This window comes from Rhizobium sp. YAF28 (assembly GCF_052113285.1).
Classification (GTDB): domain Bacteria; phylum Pseudomonadota; class Alphaproteobacteria; order Rhizobiales; family Rhizobiaceae; genus Rhizobium.
In genome coordinates, this window is record NZ_JBFRCX010000006.1 from 26,437 (window position 1) to 44,023 (window position 17,587).

Below are 17,587 nucleotides of genomic sequence, written 5' to 3' on the forward strand. Positions count from 1 at the left end.
ATTTGGCCAGGGGTTTTGAACAGGCTTTTGCGTTCGAAAGAGGGCAAATCATGGTATTTGCCCATGGCAGGGAGACAATCAGCGATCATGCATTTGCCAAATCGGAATCGGCACAGCACAATCATGAAAAACAAGCATCTATATGGGGTTTTGGAGAAGCGATGGCAAGCGCCGACCAACTGATCAACGCGTTCACGACGCTTCTCGTCACCATCGATCCGCCGGGACTTGCCCCGCTCTTTCTCGGCCTCACCGTCGGCATGAGCCGCCCGGAGCGAAAGCAGGTGGCGCTGCGCGGTGTAACGATCGCTTTCATCATCCTTGCCGTTTTCGCCCTGTTCGGCTCCAGCGTGCTCGGCGTGCTCGGCATTTCCATCGGCGCTTTCCGCCTGGCGGGCGGATTGCTGCTCTTCTGGATTGCCTTCGAAATGGTTTTCGAGAAGCGCCAGGACCGCAAGGAAAAGACCACGGAAGTGGCGATCACCAAGGATCATATCGAGAATATTGCCGTCTTCCCGCTGGCACTGCCGCTGATTGCCGGGCCGGGCGCCATTTCGGCGACGATCCTGCTCGGAGGGACTCTGCCCTCCACCGTCGAGCGGGCGCAGCTGATCGGCGTCATTGCCGCCTGCCTGCTGATCACGCTGGTGGTGCTTTTCCTGGCTGACCGGCTCGACCGCTTCCTCGGCGTCACCGGCCGGGCGATCCTGACCCGTCTTCTCGGCGTGATCCTGGCCGCACTCGCCGCGCAGTTCGTTGTCGACGGTGCGAAATCTGCTCTCAACCTGATCAGCGCCACGCCGACATGAAAACGGCGCCCGAGGGCGCCGTTTACTACTGAATAAGACCGATCAAAACGGAATGTCGTCGTCGAGATCCCGCGAGAAGTTGCCGCCGCCAACGCTACCGCTGCCGCTGCTTCCGCCGCTACGACCACCACCGCTGCGACCACCACCGGACGCTGGAGCGGGTGCGCCGTAATCGTCGCCATAACCACCGCCACCGAAATCGTCGCCGCCACGGCCGCCGCCGAAGCCGGAGCCAGCACCGCCGCCCTCACCACCGCGCCCGTCGAGCATCGTCAGCGTCGAATTGAAACCCTGCAGCACGATTTCCGTCGAGTAGCGGTCGTTGCCGGTCTGGTCCTGCCACTTGCGTGTCTGCAGAGCGCCTTCGATATAGAGCTTGGCGCCCTTCTTCACATATTGCTCGACCACCTTGCAGAGGCCTTCGTTGAAGACCACCACCGTGTGCCATTCGGTTTTTTCGCGGCGCTCGCCAGAATTGCGGTCGCGCCAGGTTTCCGAGGTCGCGATGCGAAGATTGGCGATCGGCCGGCCATCCTGCGTGCGCCGGATTTCGGGGTCGGCGCCCACGTTTCCGATAAGAATTACCTTGTTCACACTGCCAGCCATATCATTCACCTTACTGCCGCCCTGACCGGCGGCGTTCAAAAATCATCGGCGCACCTTAAACCATAGAGGACAAGCGATGCGCATCCAGCCCCTCTTAATCCACAAGGAATTTTGTTCTTTATTTGTTCTAATTATTCGCTATGATCCTGTCAACAGAATCGAAAACCTTTGTTGTTCCGGACTTTCAGCCTCGACTCGCCCGCTGGCATCACTAAATAAGGGCTGTTATCCCCAAACCATCTGAAGCAGAGACGATGAGCGAACTGAAGACGATCTCCATCCGTGGCGCGCGCGAGCATAATCTGAAGGGCATAGACCTCGATCTGCCGCGGAACAAGCTGATCGTCATGACCGGCCTTTCCGGCTCCGGCAAATCCTCGCTCGCCTTCGATACGATCTATGCCGAGGGCCAGCGCCGCTATGTCGAAAGCCTTTCGGCCTATGCGCGCCAGTTCCTGGAAATGATGCAGAAACCCGATGTCGACCAGATCGACGGGTTGTCGCCGGCAATCTCGATCGAGCAGAAGACGACCTCGCGCAACCCGCGCTCGACGGTCGGTACGGTTACCGAAATCTACGACTATATGCGCCTGCTGTTTGCGCGCGTCGGGGTTCCCTATTCTCCTGCCACCGGCCTGCCGATCGAAAGCCAGACGGTTAGCCAGATGGTCGACCGTGTGCTGGCCTTCGAGGAAGGCACGCGTCTTTACATCCTGGCGCCGATGATCCGCGGGCGTAAGGGCGAGTACAAGAAGGAACTGGCGGAGCTCATGAAAAAGGGCTTCCAGCGCGTCAAGGTGGACGGCCAGTTCTACGAGATCGCCGATGCACCTGTTCTCGACAAGAAATACAAGCACGATATCGACGTGGTCATCGACCGTATCGTCGTGCGGCCTGACATGGCCTCGCGCCTGGCCGACAGTTTCGAAACGGCGCTGAAGCTCGCTGACGGCCTCGCCGTTGCCGAATTCGCCGACAAGCCGTTGCCGCCTGAGGAAACCTCGGCTGGCGGCTCGGCCAACAAATCGCTCAACGAGACACACGAGCGCGTGCTGTTTTCGGAAAAATTCGCCTGCCCGGTCTCCGGTTTCACCATTCCGGAAATCGAACCACGGCTCTTCTCGTTCAACAATCCCTTCGGCGCATGCCCGACCTGCGACGGTCTCGGTTCGCAGCAGAAGATCGACCCTGACCTGATCGTGCCCGAGCCGGAGCGTACGCTGCGCGACGGCGCTATCGCGCCCTGGGCCAAGTCCACTTCGCCCTATTACAACCAGACGCTGGAAGCGCTCGGCAAGCATTTCGGCTTCAAGCTCGGCAGCCGCTGGAACGACCTTCCCGAAAAAGCCAAGGATGTCATCCTGAACGGCACCGAGGAGAGGATTGAATTCCACTATGCCGATGGCGCGCGCTCCTACACGACCTCGAAGAATTTCGAAGGCATCGTGCCCAATCTCGAGCGGCGCTGGAAGGAAACGGATTCGGCCTGGGCGCGCGAGGATATCGAGCGCTTCATGTCGGCGGCCCCCTGCCCGGCCTGCAACGGTTTTCGCCTGAAGCCGGAAGCGCTGGCGGTCAAGATCAACAAGCTGCATATCGGCGAAGTCACGCAGATGTCGATCCGGATCGCACGCGACTGGTTCGAGACGCTGCCGGCGGCATTCAACGCCAAGCAGAACGAGATTGCCGTGCGCATCCTCAAGGAAATCCGCGACCGCCTGCGGTTCCTCAACGATGTGGGTCTCGAATATCTGAGCCTGTCTCGTAATTCCGGCACGCTTTCCGGCGGCGAGAGCCAGCGTATCCGTCTTGCCTCGCAGATTGGATCAGGCCTGACCGGCGTTCTCTACGTTCTCGACGAGCCGTCGATCGGCCTGCATCAGCGCGACAATGCCCGTCTTCTCGATACGCTGAAGCACCTTCGCGACATCGGCAATACGGTCATCGTGGTCGAACATGACGAAGATGCGATCCTGACGGCTGACGATGTGGTCGATATCGGCCCCGCCGCCGGTGTGCATGGCGGCCAGGTAGTGGCGCATGGCACACCGCAGGAAATCATGGCCAATCCAAAGTCGCTCACCGGCAAATATCTGTCGGGCGAGCTTGGTGTGACCCTGCCCGATGAGCGGCGCAAGCCTAAGAAGGGCAAGGAGATCAAGGTCGTCGGCGCACGCGGTAACAATCTGAAGAACGTCACGGCGGCCATTCCGCTTGGCGTCTTTACGGCTGTGACGGGTGTCTCGGGTGGCGGCAAGTCCACCTTCCTGATCGAGACTCTCTACAAGTCGGCGGCACGGCGTGTCATGGGCGCTCGTGAAATCCCTGCCGATCACGACCGCATCGATGGTTTCGAGCATATCGACAAGGTGATCGACATCGACCAATCGCCGATCGGCCGCACGCCGCGTTCGAACCCTGCGACCTATACCGGCGCCTTCACACCGATCCGCGACTGGTTTGCCGGCCTGCCGGAGGCGAAGGCGCGCGGTTATCAGCCAGGTCGTTTCTCCTTCAACGTCAAGGGCGGCCGCTGCGAGGCCTGCCAGGGCGATGGCGTCATCAAGATCGAGATGCACTTCCTGCCTGATGTCTACGTCACCTGCGACGTCTGCCACGGCAAGCGTTACAACCGCGAAACGCTCGATGTCACCTTCAAGGGCAAGTCGATTTCCGACGTGCTCGATATGACGGTGGAGGAAGGTGTCGAGTTCTTCACGGCAGTCCCGGCCGTGCGCGACAAGCTGCAGTCGCTCTTCGATGTCGGCCTCGGGTACATCAAGGTCGGTCAGCAAGCCAATACGCTCTCGGGCGGCGAAGCGCAGCGCGTCAAGCTCGCCAAGGAATTGTCGAAACGCTCGACCGGGCGCACCCTCTATATTCTCGACGAGCCGACGACCGGCCTGCATTTCCATGATGTCGCCAAGCTTCTGGAAATGCTGCACGAACTGGTCAATCAGGGCAATTCGGTCGTTGTCATCGAGCACAATCTCGAAGTCATCAAAACCGCCGACTGGATCCTCGATTTCGGCCCCGAAGGTGGTGACGGCGGCGGCGAGATTGTGGCTTTCGGCACGCCAGAGACGATCGTCAAGGAGAAGCGTTCCTATACCGGCCAGTTCCTCAAGGAGCTGCTGGAGCGGCGACCGGTCAAGAAGGCGGTCGCAGCGGCGGAATGACCATGCGGCTCGCCACGATTGCGGACCTGCCCGCCGTCGTCGCGCTGACGACGGCCGCCTACCAGCCCTATACCGATCTGTTCGGCTGTCCGCCGATTCCAGTGACGGAAGATTACAAGCCGCGGATTGAGCACGGCGAAGTCTGGCTGCGGGAGGCTGACGGTGCTGTAGCGGGGCTCTCGGTCGTCGAGCGCCATGTCGACCACGTGATGCTTTTCAGTATCGCGGTATCGCCGGACTTCCAGGGAGCGGGACATGGTGTGGCCATGTTGCGCTGGCTGGAGGACAAGGCGCTGGAGTGGGAAACGCCCGAGATTCGGCTCTACACCAATGCACGGATGGAGCGGAACATCGCGCTTTATTCCGCCTTCGGTTTTCAGGAAACGGGTCGCCGGCCCAATCCCTATCGGCCAGGATGGACCATCGTCGATATGACGAAAAAGGTTGGTGCGATCTGAGAGATCGCAAGCGAGGAGGAACAGATGAGCAAATCGGGCACGATCCGCGTAGGCATCGGCGGCTGGACGTTCGAGCCGTGGCGCGGCCATTTCTTTCCCACCGATCTCAAGCAGAAGGACGAGCTGAACTATGCCAGCCGCCAGCTAAAGGTCATCGAGGTCAATGGCACCTATTACAGCACGCAGAAGCCGGCGGTTTTCGCCAAATGGGCTGCCGACGTGCCTGACGGCTTCATCTTTTCGCTGAAGGCGACGCGTTACACCACGAACCGCCGTGTGCTAGCCGAGGCCTCGGAATCGATGGAGAAGTTCCTCTCGTCCGGCATCAGCGAACTCGGCGATCATCTCGGCCCGCTGCTCTGGCAGTTTGCGCCAACGAAGAGGTTCGAACCAGATGATTTCGAGGCGTTCCTGAAGCTGCTGCCGGAAAAGCAGGACGGGCTGAAGCTGCGCCATGTCGTGGAAGTCAGGCACGATTCCTTCAAGGTGCCGGAATTCATTACACTCCTCGAAAAATATGGCGTGGCACCCGTCTGCGCCGAGCATTTCGACTATCCGATGATTGCCGATGTGACAGCGGATTTCGTCTATACGCGGCTGCAGAAAGGGTCCGACGATATCCCGACCTGCTATCCGGAACCGGAGTTGAAGGACTGGACCAAGCGGCTGCAGATCTGGGCCGAGGGCAAAGTGCCTGACGACTTGCCGCTGATCGACAAGGACAGGAAGGTCAAGGTCGAGCCGCGCGACGTCTTTGCCTTCATGATCCACGAGGGCAAGGTCAATGCGCCGCACGGGGCGATCGCCCTGCAGAAGCGGGTCGATAAGTAATTATTCAGTAGGGCAAGACGTGCGCGGCGAGGTCTTCGGCTGTCAGGCCCTTGCCGGCGCGATGGCCTGCCTCTCCATGCAGCCAGACAGCAGCGGCCGCGGCCTCGAAGGCCGGCAGGCCCTGGGCGAGCAGACCGCCGATAATGCCTGCCAGCACATCGCCGGAGCCGGCGGTAGCAAGCCAGACCGGTGCGTTGGTGTTGATCAGCGCCCGGCCGTCTGGCGAGGCGATAACGGTATCCGCCCCCTTATAGATGATAGCAGCATTGGCGCGGCTGGCAGCGGCGAGCGCCTTGTCGACCTTGCCCGCCTTCTCGTCGGCGGCAATATCGGGAAAGAGGCGGGCAAACTCGCCGTCGTGCGGCGTGAGAACGAGGCGCGGCACTCCCTTGAACAGCTCGAAAAGCGCCTGCGGATCGTCCTTGAAGGAGCTGATGCCATCGGCGTCGAGAACGAGATGACGGTCGCGCAGTAGGGATACGAATTTGCGGGCCTTCTTTCCGATGCCGAAACCGGGGCCGAGAACGAAGGTTTGAAGGCGTGTGTCCTTCAGCCATCCTGCCAATGCTGCTGCATCATCAATGGCGTGCAGCATGACGGCTGTCAGGTGCGCGCTATTGGCGGAAAGTGCTTCGGTCGGCGCGGCGATGGTAACGAGCCCTGCCCCGGCCTTCAACCCCGCCATGGCCGACATGCGGGCGGCGCCCGTCTTGCTCGCCTCACCCGAAAATACGACAAGGTGACCACGCTTATATTTGTGGGTCTCCAGCTGCCCGGTCGGAATGACAGCGCGCCATGCGGCAGGTGTATTCTCGTCCACACGGCCATCCGTCTGCGCCCTGATGATGCGTCCGGGGATGCCGATGTCGAAGACCTCGAGCGTGCCGCAAAGCTCCCTGCCAGGCATCAGCAGATGGCCGGGCTTGCGGGTCATGAAGGTCACCGTATGCGCCGCTCGGAAGGCGCCGCCGAGCACGGCGCCGGTGCGCCCGTCCAGGCCAGATGGCAGATCGATGGCGATGACGGGAGTTCCTGCCTTGCCGACCTTGTGGATCAGATCGGCGACCTCGGATGGCACATCGCGTGCGAGGCCGGCTCCGAAGAGGCCGTCGATGATGACATCACCTATCTGCTGGTCATAGCACGCGATATCCTGCCCCTTCAGCGCACAGGCTGCCCTAGCGCTGCCCGCATCGCCCGTCAGCTTTTCCGGGTCGCCAAGATGGAAGATCTCCACCCGTCCACCACTCTCCTGCAGAAGCCGGGCGACGACATAACCGTCACCGCCATTGTTGCCGGGGCCACAGAACACCGCGAAACGTTGTGCGCCGGGATAAAGACGCAATGCTGCAGCGGCGACCGCGGCACCTGCCTTTTCCATCAGGCCATAGGAATCGATTCCGGATTCGGCTGCAGCCTCATCGGCCGCAGCCATTTCGACAGGTGTCAGGAGAAGATCGGCGAGGCGTTTGCTCATGCCCCTATTCAATTCAAAAAGCGCCTAAAAAACAACCGCATGATTATCACAACGAAAGAGCAAATATTGTGCATTTGCCTATTTTTCGACCCGTCCGCCGCGAGCCATAAGAATTTATGAGTCGAGGGATTTTTTCAATTTTCGCGTCATTTTTGATCGAAACGCACTATTGTTCACCTCGTTTTTCATCAAAACGACACGGAAACGCAGGCAAACAAGGTCGCACGCACAAAATTCCGCGATTTTTTGCGTCAGACGGATTTCAAACTGGCACGATATCTGCATCATATCCCGCGAGCGGGAAGGTTCCTGCTGTAACGGGAGAAGCGGAGAGACATTTTCTCATGAAAAAGATCGAAGCGATCATTAAGCCTTTCAAGCTGGACGAGGTGAAGGAAGCCCTTCAGGAAGTCGGTCTGCAGGGTATCACTGTCACGGAAGCGAAGGGCTTCGGTCGCCAGAAGGGCCATACCGAACTCTACCGCGGCGCAGAATATGTCGTCGATTTCCTGCCGAAGGTGAAGGTTGAGGTCGTGCTCGCAGATGAAAACGCGGAGGCCGTCATCGACGCGATCCGCAAGGCCGCGCAGACGGGGCGCATCGGCGACGGAAAGATTTTCGTTTCCAACGTCGAAGAGGTCATTCGCATCCGAACCGGTGAAACCGGTATCGATGCCATCTGACCGGCTTTGCCTTCGCGAAGCTTGACCATCCTCATCGCACATAACGTAACATCATCACAAAACAGAGGAAGCATCTTATGGCGAGTGCAAGCGAAATCCTGAAGCAGATCAAGGACAACGATGTAAAGTTCGTCGACCTGCGCTTCACCGACCCCAAGGGCAAGCTGCAGCACGTTACGATGGACATAGCCTGCGTCGATGAAGACATGTTCGCTGACGGCGTCATGTTCGACGGTTCCTCGATCGGCGGCTGGAAGGCCATCAACGAGTCCGACATGGTGCTGATGCCCGACACGGACACGGTGCATATGGACCCGTTCTTCGCCCAATCGACCATGGTCATTGTCTGCGACATCCTCGACCCGGTTTCCGGCGAAGCCTATAACCGCGATCCGCGCGGCACCGCCAAGAAGGCCGAAGCCTATCTGAAAGCATCCGGCATCGGTGACACGATCTTCGTCGGCCCGGAAGCCGAATTCTTCGTCTTCGACGACGTGAAGTACAAGGCTGATCCGTATAATACCGGCTTCAAGCTCGACTCCACCGAACTGCCGTCGAACGACGACACCGACTATGAGACCGGCAACCTCGGCCACCGCCCACGCGTCAAGGGCGGCTACTTCCCGGTTCCGCCCGTCGACAGCGCCCAGGACATGCGTTCGGAAATGCTGACGGTTCTCTCCGAAATGGGCGTCGTCGTCGAAAAGCACCACCACGAAGTGGCTGCCGCCCAGCACGAGCTCGGCATTAAGTTCGACACGCTCGTTCGCAACGCCGACAAGATGCAGATCTACAAGTACGTCGTTCATCAGGTCGCCAATGCCTATGGCAAGACGGCAACCTTCATGCCGAAGCCGATCTTCGGCGATAACGGCTCTGGTATGCACGTGCACCAGTCGATCTGGAAGGGTGGCAAGCCGACCTTTGCCGGCGACGAATATGCAGGCCTTTCCGAAACCTGCCTCTACTATATCGGCGGCATCATCAAGCATGCCAAGGCGATCAACGCCTTCACCAACCCGTCGACGAACTCCTACAAGCGTCTCGTCCCGGGTTATGAAGCTCCGGTACTGCTCGCCTATTCCGCCCGCAACCGCTCGGCCTCCTGCCGCATTCCGTTCGGCTCCAACCCGAAGGCAAAGCGCGTCGAAGTCCGCTTCCCGGATCCGACTGCCAACCCCTACCTCGCCTTCGCTGCCATGCTGATGGCAGGCCTCGACGGCATCAAGAACAAGATCCATCCCGGCAAAGCCATGGACAAGGATCTTTACGACCTGCCGCCGAAGGAACTGAAGAAGATCCCGACCGTCTGCGGCTCTCTGCGCGAAGCGCTCGAAAGCCTCGACAAGGACCGCAAGTTCCTGACGGCCGGCGGCGTCTTTGATGACGACCAGATCGACGCGTTCATCGAACTGAAGATGGCCGAAGTGATGCGCTTCGAAATGACGCCGCATCCGGTCGAATACGACATGTACTACTCGGCATAAGACAAGACAGGAAGCCCCGGTTCGCCGGGGCTTTTTTCGACCCCGAGGTCATGAAAGCCGATGGGCAGACATGACGATCATGTGACGAAATCCCGTAAAAATCTTGATTTGCGGGGGACCGATCACCAAATCAGGTGAGAAAGGAAGTCGTACCATGAAAGAAAGAGTTGCAAAGTTCAGTATAGGCGAAGTGGTCCGGCACAAGGTTTTTCCGTTTCGCGGCGTCATCTTCGACGTTGATCCGGAGTTCGCGAATACGGAAGAGTGGTGGAATTCCATTCCCGCGGAAGTCCGCCCCAGCAAGGACCAGCCGTTCTACCATCTGCTCGCCGAAAACGACGACAGCGAATATGTCGCCTACGTCTCCGAGCAGAACCTGGTGAGCGACGAGAGCGACACACCGCTTCGCAATCCGCAGGTCGAACAGATCTTCGACCGCGGCCCGACAGGCCAGTTCAAACCCAAGATGAGCTTCGCCCATTAAAGTCGGATCACATAACCTCCATGACAAGGCCCCGCATGTCGGGGCCTTTCTTTTGGCAACAAAAAACCCGGCCTGAAGCCGGGCTTTTCGTCAATTCGTTAAAGTCCCGATTACTGGGCCTTTGCTGCCTTCTGGGCGTCTTCCAGCTTCTTGCGGGCTTCTTCAGCCTTCTTCTGCATGCTGTCCTGCAGGCTGCGCTGGCTTTCGGCGAGCTTCGATTCGGAAACCGGTTCACCGTCATAGGCGCCGGTGAAGCCTTCGAGCGAAACCTTGATCGGGTTCGCAGCACGGCGGAAGTTGATCGAGGTGAAGACCACGTCGCTGCCCTTCTTGAGGCTTGCGATCATGGCGTCCGTCAGCGGAATTTCAGCGGTGCACTTGTCCGGCAGGCAGACGGCGTAATCGAGCTTCTGGCCCTTGCCACCATCGATCTGCATGCTGATGCCCGGAGGGATCAGGCGTGCGGCCGGAACCGAAACCTGAAGGATCTTGCGGTTGATCTTGCCTGAAACCGAGATCAGGCCGACAGCCGTCACCAGCTGGCCGCCGTTGGCGAGAACCAGATTCTGAACAACGCAGATGTCGTTGTCTTCCTGCTTGCTGCAGGTCTTGTACCAGCCGAGGCGCGGTGCGCCGACGGCCTGTGCGGGAGCGTCAGCCGACGCTGCCGGAGCCTGGGCGGCTGCGTCCTGTGCGAAGGACGAGACCGGAGCCGAAGCACCGAAGATCACTGCCATAACGGACAGTGCTGCCCGCATTTTCTTTTCAGACTTGAACATCATAACGAATTCCGTCTCCTGATATCCGTTTCGGGGCTACGTTCGGCCGCCCCAACCACCGGGTCGTTCGGCACTCCACCTCTTAAAAAAATAAGGCAAATGCATGACCCCAAAACTTCGGGTCACGTGTTACATCGCAGCGTTGAAGATATCCAGCATTTCTTTGGCAATTTCGCGGGCATTTTGGCACATAGGTAAAGAAAGCGGCGGCTCCGGTTGGAATTGAGCGCTCCCATGCTACCCTTCCGGCGAATCGTGCCCGTCGCCACGCATCAAGGAATTTCAGAATGCTTCGGATCGTCCTCCTCGCCGCTTTCATGCTTACCTGCGGTGCCGCCACCGCGGAACCCGTGCATGGTATCGCCATGCATGGTTCGGCAGCGCTGCCTGCCGATTATAAGCACTTCCCTTACGTCAATCCCGACGTGAAGAAGGGCGGGAAGATCACCTACGGCGTGGTCGGCACTTTCGATAGTTTAAACCCCTTTATCCTGAAAAGCATGCGCACGACGGCGCGCGGCATGTGGGATCCGCAATTCGGCAACCTCATCTACGAATCCATGCTGCAGCGTTCGAGCGACGAGCCCTTCACGCTCTACGGCCTGCTGGCGGAAACGGTGGAATGGGATGAAGACCGCACCTTCATCCAGTTCAACCTCAATCCGAAAGCCAGGTGGTCGGACGGGCAGCCGGTCACGCCCGAAGACGTGATCTTTTCCTTCGAGCTCCTGCGCGACAAAGGGCGCGTGCCCTTCTCCAGCCGCCTCAATCTCGTTTCAAAAATGGAGAAGATTGGCGACCACAGCGTACGCTTCACCTTCAATGAGAAGGCAGACCGCGAGACGCCGATGATCTTCGGCCTGTTTCCCATCCTGCCAAAACACGCGATCGACCCCGATAGCTTCGACCGCAGCTCGCTCACGCCACCTGTTGGATCCGGTCCCTACAAGATCAAGAGCCTGAAGCCGGGCGAAAGCATCACCTATGAGCGCGACCCGAATTACTGGGGCAAGGACATTCCGGCCAAGGTCGGAATGGACAATTACGACCAGCTCACCGTGCAGTATTTCTTGCAGGATACGACGCTTTTCGAGGCCTTCAAGAAAGGCGACGTCGATATCTATCTGGAAGGCAATCCGGGGCATTGGGCCAATGCCTATGATTTCCCGGCCGCAACGTCGGGCGCGGTCGTGAAGGATGTGTTCAAGCCGAAACTGCCGAGCGGTATGCTCGGCTTCGTCTTCAATACGCGGCGGCCGGTCTTTAGCGATATCAAAGTGCGCGAGGGCCTGTCGCTGGTCTTCGATTTCGAATGGGCCAACAAGAATCTCTATTCCGGCGCTTACAAGCGCACGCAAAGCTTCTGGCAGAATTCCGATCTCTCGAGTTTCGGGGTACCGGCGGATGCACGTGAGCTGGCGCTGCTCGGACCGATCAAGGACCAGATCGACGCCGCCATTCTTGACGGCAGCTATAAGCTGCCGGTGACCGATGGCTCGGGACGCGACCGCAACGTGCTGAAGCAGGCCGTCGACCTCCTGAAACAGGGAGGCTACACGATCCAGGGCGGCAAGATGGCCGATCAGAGCGGCAAGCAGCTCGCCTTCGAGATCATGACCCAGAATGCTGACCAGGAGAAGCTCGCCGTCGCCTACCAGCGATCGCTGCAGACGATCGGTGTCGCCGCGTCGATCCGCACCGTCGACGATTCGCAGTATCAGAGCCGCACGAACAGCTTCGACTATGACATGATCATGAAGGCCTACACTTCATCGCTCTCACCCGGCAACGAGCAGCTCGGCCGCTGGTCGTCCGCTGCACGCACGCGTGAAGGGACGGACAGTTTCGCCGGGGCCGACGATCCCAATCTCGATACGCTGATCGATCATCTGCTGCGCTCGCGCTCGACAGAGGATTTTACGGCGTCCGTCCGCTCCTATGACCGGCTGCTGCTCTCCAACCACTATGTGCTACCCCTCTACCACATCGATCAGCAGTGGGTTGCGCGCAACAAGCGCATCGGTCACCCGGATGTGGTGCCGCTCTATGGCTATCAGTTGCAGACATGGTGGGATACGAGCGCGCAATAATCACATCATCAGGCGCGTCGTTCTATTTCCTTTCTCTTGCCTCGACCTTCCTCTAAAGATCGTCGAAAACATCTTCTATGCGATTGAGCCAACCGTCATTGAGGGATGGCAGAATAAGGAATCACAATGGAACGCATCACCATCGACGTTGTCTCTGATGTCGTCTGCCCCTGGTGCTATCTCGGCAAGGCGCGGCTGGAGTTGGCGATCGCCGAGGTGCAGGATGAAATCGGCGTCGATATCAACTGGCGCCCCTACCGCCTCAACCCGGACTATCCGCCCGAAGGTGTCGACCAGAAAAAGATGCTGGAGCAGAAACTCGGTGGCGCCGAACGCGTGGCTGAGGCGCACAGGATGCTGACCGGCTATGGCCGCGAAGTCGGCATCAAATTCAATTTCGAGGCCATCAAGATCGGGCCGAATACGCTCGATGCGCACCGCCTGATCCACTGGGCTGGTGTCGAGGACCGGCAGAAGCAGGAGGCAGTCGTCTCGGCGCTGTTCAAGGCCAATTTCGAGGAGGGCCGCAATGTCGGCGATCATGAGGTGCTGCTCGATATTGCCGAGAAGTCAGGTCTGCAGCGCTCGGTCATTGCCGCCCTGCTCGCTTCGGACGCCGATAGCAGCGTCATTCTCTCGGAAATCGACGCAGCGCAGCGCATGGGTGTCAACGGGGTGCCGTTCTTCATCTTCGACCAGCAATATGCCGTCAGCGGCGCACAGACACCTGATGTGCTGGCGGGCGCTCTCAGGGAAATTGCCGCAGCTAAGGCCGAAGCACGTGCCGGGATGAACTGACGCGCGTCAGGATCGACAAACTGAAAACGCAGTTGGAGGGCAGTCCGGTTTTCGTCGGGCTGCCCTTAGCTTTTCGCGAGTTCCGCAAGCTGCGTCATGATAACGGCTGCACCTTGCAGACGCTTTTCCGGAGTCGGCAGGTCGCGGGTCAGGAAGAGGCTGTGGTCAGGGCGGATCTTCGCCATCGCGCCCTGCTTGCCAATATAACCGACGAGATTGGCGGGGTTGGGGAATTCCTTGTTGCGGAACTGCACGACGACGCCCTTGGGGCCGGCATCGAGTTTCTCGACATTGGCCGAGCGGCAGAGCGACTTGATGTAGACGATCTTCAGCAGGTGCTGGACCTCCACCGGCATCGGGCCGAAGCGATCGATCATCTCGGCACCGAAGCCATCGATCTCCTTGAGATCGGTAAGTTCGCCGAGGCGGCGGTAGAGCGCCATCCGCAGGTGCAGGTCGGGTACGTAGCCTTCCGGGATCATCACGGTCGTGCCGACGGATATCTGCGGCGACCAGCCGGTATCCTGGATCTCGTCGACGCCCTTCACCTCGGCGACTGCCTCTTCCAGCATCTGCTGATACAGCTCGAAGCCGACTTCCTTGATGTGGCCGGACTGTTCCTCGCCGAGCAGGTTGCCCGCACCGCGTATATCGAGGTCGTGGCTTGCGAGCTGGAAGCCGGCGCCGAGTGTGTCCAGCGACTGCAGCACCTTGAGGCGGCGCTCGGCAGTTGCCGTCAGCACCTTGTTGACCGGCAGCGTGAAGAGCGCGAAGGCGCGCACCTTCGAACGGCCGACACGGCCGCGCAGCTGGTAGAGCTGCGCGAGGCCGAACATATCGGCGCGATGGACGATCAGCGTGTTCGCCGTCGGCACATCGAGGCCGGATTCGACGATGGTGGTCGAGAGCAGCACATCGTAACGGCCTTCATAGAAGGCATTCATGATGTCCTCCAGTTCGCCGGCCGGCATCTGGCCATGGGCGACAGCAACCTTCAGCTCCGGCACGTCGGACTGCAGGAAGGCGTGGACGTCTTCCAGATCGGCTAAGCGCGGGCAGACATAGAAGCTCTGACCGCCGCGATAGTGCTCGCGCATCAGCGTCTCGCGGATGACGAGGCTGTCGAAGGGCGAAATGAAGGTGCGCACCGCCATGCGGTCGACCGGCGGCGTGGTGATCAGCGAGAGTTCGCGCACCCCGGTCATGGCAAGCTGCAGCGTGCGCGGGATCGGCGTTGCCGAGAGCGTCAGCACATGCACGTCGCTCTTCAACTCCTTCAGGCGTTCCTTGTGCTTGACGCCGAAATGCTGCTCTTCGTCGATGATCAACAGGCCGAGATTGGCAAAGTTGATGCCGGCGCCGAGCAGCGCGTGGGTGCCGACGACGATGTCAGTCTTGCCGTCGGCGACTTCCTTCTTGGTGAGCGCCAGCTCCTTGGAGCCGACGAGGCGCGAGGCCTGCTGGATGCGGATCGGCAGACCACGGAAGCGCTCGGAGAAAGTCTTGAAATGCTGGCGGGAGAGCAGCGTCGTCGGCACGACGACGGCGACCTGCACGCCGTTCATGGCAGCGACGAAGGCGGCGCGCAGTGCGACCTCGGTCTTGCCGAAGCCGACGTCGCCGCAGACCAAGCGATCCATCGGGCGGCCGGCGCCGAGATCTCCGCGCACGGCTTCGATGGCGTTGTCCTGATCTTCCGTTTCGTCATAGGGGAAACGGGCGGCGAATTCGTCGTAGAGCCCTTCCGGCGTCGTCAGCACGGGCGCGTGGCGCGTCAGGCGCTCGGCGGCGATGCGGATCAGCGCATCGGCCATATCCAGCAGCCGCTTTTTCAGCTTGGCCTTGCGCATCTGCCATGCGCCACCGCCGAGCTTGTCGAGCTGTACTTCCGTGCCCTCACCGCCAAAGCGCGATAGAAGATCGATATTTTCGACCGGCAGGAAAAGCTTGGCATCATCTGCATATTGCAGCTCGAGGCAGGCATGCGGCGCACCGGCCGCCTCGATGGTGCGAAGGCCGACGAAACGGCCGATGCCGTGTTCGGCGTGGACGACGATCGATCCTTCATCAAGGCCGGCGACTTCGGAGATGAAGTCTGCCGCACGCTTCCTGCGGCGGGAGCGGCGCACCATACGGTCGCCGAGAATATCCTGCTCGCCGATGACGATGAGATCGCCGGTTTCGAAACCGGATTCGAGGCTGAATACAGCCGCTGCCGCCTCACCCTTTGCCAAGCCGCCGAGATCCTTCAGCGCGGTGATCGGCTTGACCCGCTCAAGGCCGTGTTCGTTCAGCACTTGCAGCAGACGCTCGAGCGACCCCTCGGTCCAGGCGGTGATGACGACCTTCGCCCCGCTGGCGCGCTTGTCGGCAATATGTTTGACAACGACGTCGAAGACGTTGACGCGCTCGGCATCGCCGCCGCCTTCGGCATTGGAGCGCGCCCATCGCGGCCCCTGGCGTGCATCGAGATTGACGACGCGGCGTGCTTCGCCCTCGTGTTCGTTGAAAGGCGACACTCTGATAGCGTTGATCGCATCGAGCGTGCGCGCGAAGGTCTTGCTGTCGAGATAGAGCTGACCGGGCGAGACCGGCTTATAGGGCGTGCCCTGCGCCATCTGGCCCTTGCCCGGCTGGCCGGAATTCAGGCGCGCATCGTAATAGTCGTAGACGAGCTTGGAACGCTCTTCGGCCGCCTCGCGAACCGTATGATCGGTGACGATGCGGAAGCCGGAGAGGTAATCGAACACCGTCTCCAGCTTCTCGTAGAACAGCGGAAGCCAGTGCTCCATGCCGGGATAGCGGCGACCTTCGGAGACGGCGAGGTAGAGCGCATCGTCGCGCGTAGCGGCACCGAAGGTGGAAAGGTAGTTCTTGCGGAAACGGCTGATCGTATCCGGCGTCAGCGTCACCTCGCTCATCGGGTTGAGATCGAGGGAGCGGACCTGCCCGATCGTGCGCTGGCTTGCCGGATCGAAGCTGCGGATCGATTCCAGCGTGTCGCCGAAGAAATCGAGGCGGACGGGCTCTTCCGACCCGGGCACGAAGACATCGAGGATGCCGCCGCGCACGGCATATTCGCCGACCTCGCGCACGGTCGCCACGCGCTCGAAGCCGTTGCGCTCCAGCCGGCCGGCAATATCCTCCATGCGCACCTGATTGCCTGGGCGCGCCGAGAAGGTCAGGCTTTCGATGATATCCTGCGGCGCCACCTTCTGCAGCATGGCATTGGCCGTCACCAGCACGATTGCCGCATGCGGCTTCTTGCGGTGGGCGATCAAGCCCGAGAGCGCGGCCAGACGGCGTGCCGAGGTATCGGCGCTTGGCGACACACGGTCATAGGGAAGACAGTCCCAGGCGGGCAGTGTCAGGACCGGAATATCGGGCGCGACGAAGCCCAGCATCTGCTCCAGATCAGTCATACGATGACCGTCCGACAGAACATAGGCAACGGGTTCGCCGTTGCGGGCGAGCTCGGCAAGCAGCAGCGGTTCCATGCCGGCAGGCACGTTGCCGATCGTCAGCGGCTCGGCGGCGGCTGCAAGCTTCTTGGCGTCAAAACCAGGGATCATTCAGGCATCCGGGGCGTGTCAAAATCGGGCTTATAGGCAGCGATGCGGGCAAACATGGGTGTCTTTAAATGCTCGGGCGTCGGCCAGGTTCCCATGATCCAGCGCACGAGGTCATTGTCCTCCTCGGCCATGATCGTCTCGAACTCGTCAAGCTCGGCTTCGCTCATGGTGGGGAGTTCGTTTTCAGCGAACTGGCCGAAGACAAGATCCATCTCTCTGATACCGCGGTGCCAGCAACGGAAAAGAATCCGGCGGCGGCGCGGGTCAAGACCGGCGCTCGTGAGCGTTACACCTGTCATGGCATTCACCTTCTTTGTTGATGCGCCTCTATAGA

The 17,587-nt window shown here is 60.1% G+C and carries 14 protein-coding genes; 9 read left to right on the forward strand and 5 right to left on the reverse strand.

Annotated elements, in window-relative coordinates; genetic code table 11:
* Nucleotides 1-161: 161 nt before the first annotated feature.
* Nucleotides 162-809, forward strand: coding sequence for a MarC family protein (locus tag AB4Z13_RS14700; protein ID WP_113319917.1), 648 nt, complete (start codon nucleotides 162-164; stop codon nucleotides 807-809).
* Nucleotides 810-851: 42 nt separating this feature from the next.
* On the opposite strand, the gene AB4Z13_RS14705 is transcribed toward AB4Z13_RS14700, so the two are convergent.
* Nucleotides 852-1,415 carry a single-stranded DNA-binding protein gene (locus AB4Z13_RS14705; protein WP_439014938.1) on the reverse strand — a complete coding sequence of 188 codons (564 nt, stop codon included), beginning with the start codon at nucleotides 1,413-1,415 and terminating at the stop codon, nucleotides 852-854.
* 254 nt (nucleotides 1,416-1,669) lie between these two features.
* Between AB4Z13_RS14705 and uvrA the strand changes: the two genes are divergently transcribed.
* Genes uvrA through AB4Z13_RS14720 form a run of 3 tightly spaced genes read left to right on the forward strand, consistent with a single transcriptional unit; the run spans nucleotide 1,670 to nucleotide 5,883 of the window.
* On the forward strand, nucleotides 1,670-4,594 hold the full coding sequence (gene uvrA / locus AB4Z13_RS14710; protein ID WP_113319916.1) for an excinuclease ABC subunit UvrA: 2,925 nt from the start codon (nucleotides 1,670-1,672) through the stop codon (nucleotides 4,592-4,594).
* On the forward strand, nucleotides 4,591-5,052 hold the full coding sequence (locus tag AB4Z13_RS14715; protein WP_439014937.1) for a GNAT family N-acetyltransferase: 462 nt from the start codon (nucleotides 4,591-4,593) through the stop codon (nucleotides 5,050-5,052). The genes uvrA and AB4Z13_RS14715 overlap by 4 nt, the downstream gene beginning before the upstream one ends.
* Nucleotides 5,053-5,076: 24 nt before the next feature.
* The gene (locus AB4Z13_RS14720) at nucleotides 5,077-5,883 is read left to right on the forward strand and encodes a DUF72 domain-containing protein (RefSeq protein ID WP_439014936.1); all 807 of its coding nucleotides are present in this window, start codon (nucleotides 5,077-5,079) and stop codon (nucleotides 5,881-5,883) included.
* 4 nt (nucleotides 5,884-5,887) lie between these two features.
* Here the strand turns inward: AB4Z13_RS14720 and AB4Z13_RS14725 are convergent, their stop codons facing one another.
* Entirely contained in the window at nucleotides 5,888-7,360 is a 1,473-nt protein-coding gene (locus AB4Z13_RS14725; protein WP_439014935.1) for an NAD(P)H-hydrate dehydratase, read from the reverse strand.
* A gap of 344 nt (nucleotides 7,361-7,704) precedes the next feature.
* Between AB4Z13_RS14725 and AB4Z13_RS14730 the strand changes: the two genes are divergently transcribed.
* From AB4Z13_RS14730 to hspQ, 3 genes are all read left to right on the forward strand, one after another.
* Nucleotides 7,705-8,043 (forward strand): P-II family nitrogen regulator, encoded by a 339-nt coding sequence (locus AB4Z13_RS14730; RefSeq protein ID WP_003539626.1) that lies wholly within the window; start codon nucleotides 7,705-7,707, stop codon nucleotides 8,041-8,043.
* A gap of 77 nt (nucleotides 8,044-8,120) precedes the next feature.
* Nucleotides 8,121-9,530, forward strand: coding sequence for a type I glutamate--ammonia ligase (glnA, locus tag AB4Z13_RS14735; RefSeq protein ID WP_007811957.1), 1,410 nt, complete (start codon nucleotides 8,121-8,123; stop codon nucleotides 9,528-9,530).
* Nucleotides 9,531-9,684: 154 nt separating this feature from the next.
* The gene (hspQ, locus tag AB4Z13_RS14740; protein ID WP_007811955.1) at nucleotides 9,685-10,014 is read left to right on the forward strand and encodes a heat shock protein HspQ; all 330 of its coding nucleotides are present in this window, start codon (nucleotides 9,685-9,687) and stop codon (nucleotides 10,012-10,014) included.
* Nucleotides 10,015-10,124: 110 nt separating this feature from the next.
* On the opposite strand, the gene AB4Z13_RS14745 is transcribed toward hspQ, so the two are convergent.
* A complete protein-coding gene (locus AB4Z13_RS14745) occupies nucleotides 10,125-10,796 on the reverse strand; it encodes an invasion associated locus B family protein (protein ID WP_113319913.1) in 672 nt (223 codons plus the stop codon).
* Between the two features lie 284 nt (nucleotides 10,797-11,080).
* Between AB4Z13_RS14745 and AB4Z13_RS14750 the strand changes: the two genes are divergently transcribed.
* Both AB4Z13_RS14750 and AB4Z13_RS14755 read left to right on the forward strand, forming a co-directional pair.
* Entirely contained in the window at nucleotides 11,081-12,883 is a 1,803-nt protein-coding gene (locus AB4Z13_RS14750) for an extracellular solute-binding protein (RefSeq protein ID WP_439014934.1), read from the forward strand.
* Between the two features lie 126 nt (nucleotides 12,884-13,009).
* On the forward strand, nucleotides 13,010-13,681 hold the full coding sequence (locus AB4Z13_RS14755; protein ID WP_439014933.1) for a DsbA family oxidoreductase: 672 nt from the start codon (nucleotides 13,010-13,012) through the stop codon (nucleotides 13,679-13,681).
* 65 nt (nucleotides 13,682-13,746) lie between these two features.
* Here AB4Z13_RS14755 and mfd read toward each other — a convergent pair whose 3' ends face one another.
* Nucleotides 13,747-17,253, reverse strand: a complete 3,507-nt coding sequence (gene mfd, locus AB4Z13_RS14760) for a transcription-repair coupling factor (protein WP_439014932.1) — start codon at nucleotides 17,251-17,253, stop codon at nucleotides 13,747-13,749.
* Entirely contained in the window at nucleotides 17,250-17,552 is a 303-nt protein-coding gene (locus tag AB4Z13_RS14765; RefSeq protein WP_007811944.1) for an FAD assembly factor SdhE, read from the reverse strand. The genes mfd and AB4Z13_RS14765 overlap by 4 nt, the downstream gene beginning before the upstream one ends.
* Nucleotides 17,553-17,587: the final 35 nt, after the last annotated feature.

Bases quoted from the DNA above. Each gene is read 5' to 3' on its own strand.
- glnA (WP_007811957.1), top strand. From the start codon at position 8,121: ATGGCGAGTGCAAGCGAAATCCTGAAGCAGATCAAGGACAACGATGTA.
- AB4Z13_RS14750 (WP_439014934.1), top strand. From the start codon at position 11,081: ATGCTTCGGATCGTCCTCCTCGCCGCTTTCATGCTTACCTGCGGTGCC.
- AB4Z13_RS14715 (WP_439014937.1), top strand. From the start codon at position 4,591: ATGACCATGCGGCTCGCCACGATTGCGGACCTGCCCGCCGTCGTCGCG.
- uvrA (WP_113319916.1), top strand. From the start codon at position 1,670: ATGAGCGAACTGAAGACGATCTCCATCCGTGGCGCGCGCGAGCATAAT.
- AB4Z13_RS14765 (WP_007811944.1), bottom strand. From the start codon at position 17,552: ATGACAGGTGTAACGCTCACGAGCGCCGGTCTTGACCCGCGCCGCCGC.
- AB4Z13_RS14730 (WP_003539626.1), top strand. From the start codon at position 7,705: ATGAAAAAGATCGAAGCGATCATTAAGCCTTTCAAGCTGGACGAGGTG.
- hspQ (WP_007811955.1), top strand. From the start codon at position 9,685: ATGAAAGAAAGAGTTGCAAAGTTCAGTATAGGCGAAGTGGTCCGGCAC.
- AB4Z13_RS14720 (WP_439014936.1), top strand. From the start codon at position 5,077: ATGAGCAAATCGGGCACGATCCGCGTAGGCATCGGCGGCTGGACGTTC.
- AB4Z13_RS14700 (WP_113319917.1), top strand. From the start codon at position 162: ATGGCAAGCGCCGACCAACTGATCAACGCGTTCACGACGCTTCTCGTC.
- AB4Z13_RS14725 (WP_439014935.1), bottom strand. From the start codon at position 7,360: ATGAGCAAACGCCTCGCCGATCTTCTCCTGACACCTGTCGAAATGGCT.
- AB4Z13_RS14745 (WP_113319913.1), bottom strand. From the start codon at position 10,796: ATGATGTTCAAGTCTGAAAAGAAAATGCGGGCAGCACTGTCCGTTATG.
- mfd (WP_439014932.1), bottom strand. From the start codon at position 17,253: ATGATCCCTGGTTTTGACGCCAAGAAGCTTGCAGCCGCCGCCGAGCCG.
- AB4Z13_RS14755 (WP_439014933.1), top strand. From the start codon at position 13,010: ATGGAACGCATCACCATCGACGTTGTCTCTGATGTCGTCTGCCCCTGG.
- AB4Z13_RS14705 (WP_439014938.1), bottom strand. From the start codon at position 1,415: ATGGCTGGCAGTGTGAACAAGGTAATTCTTATCGGAAACGTGGGCGCC.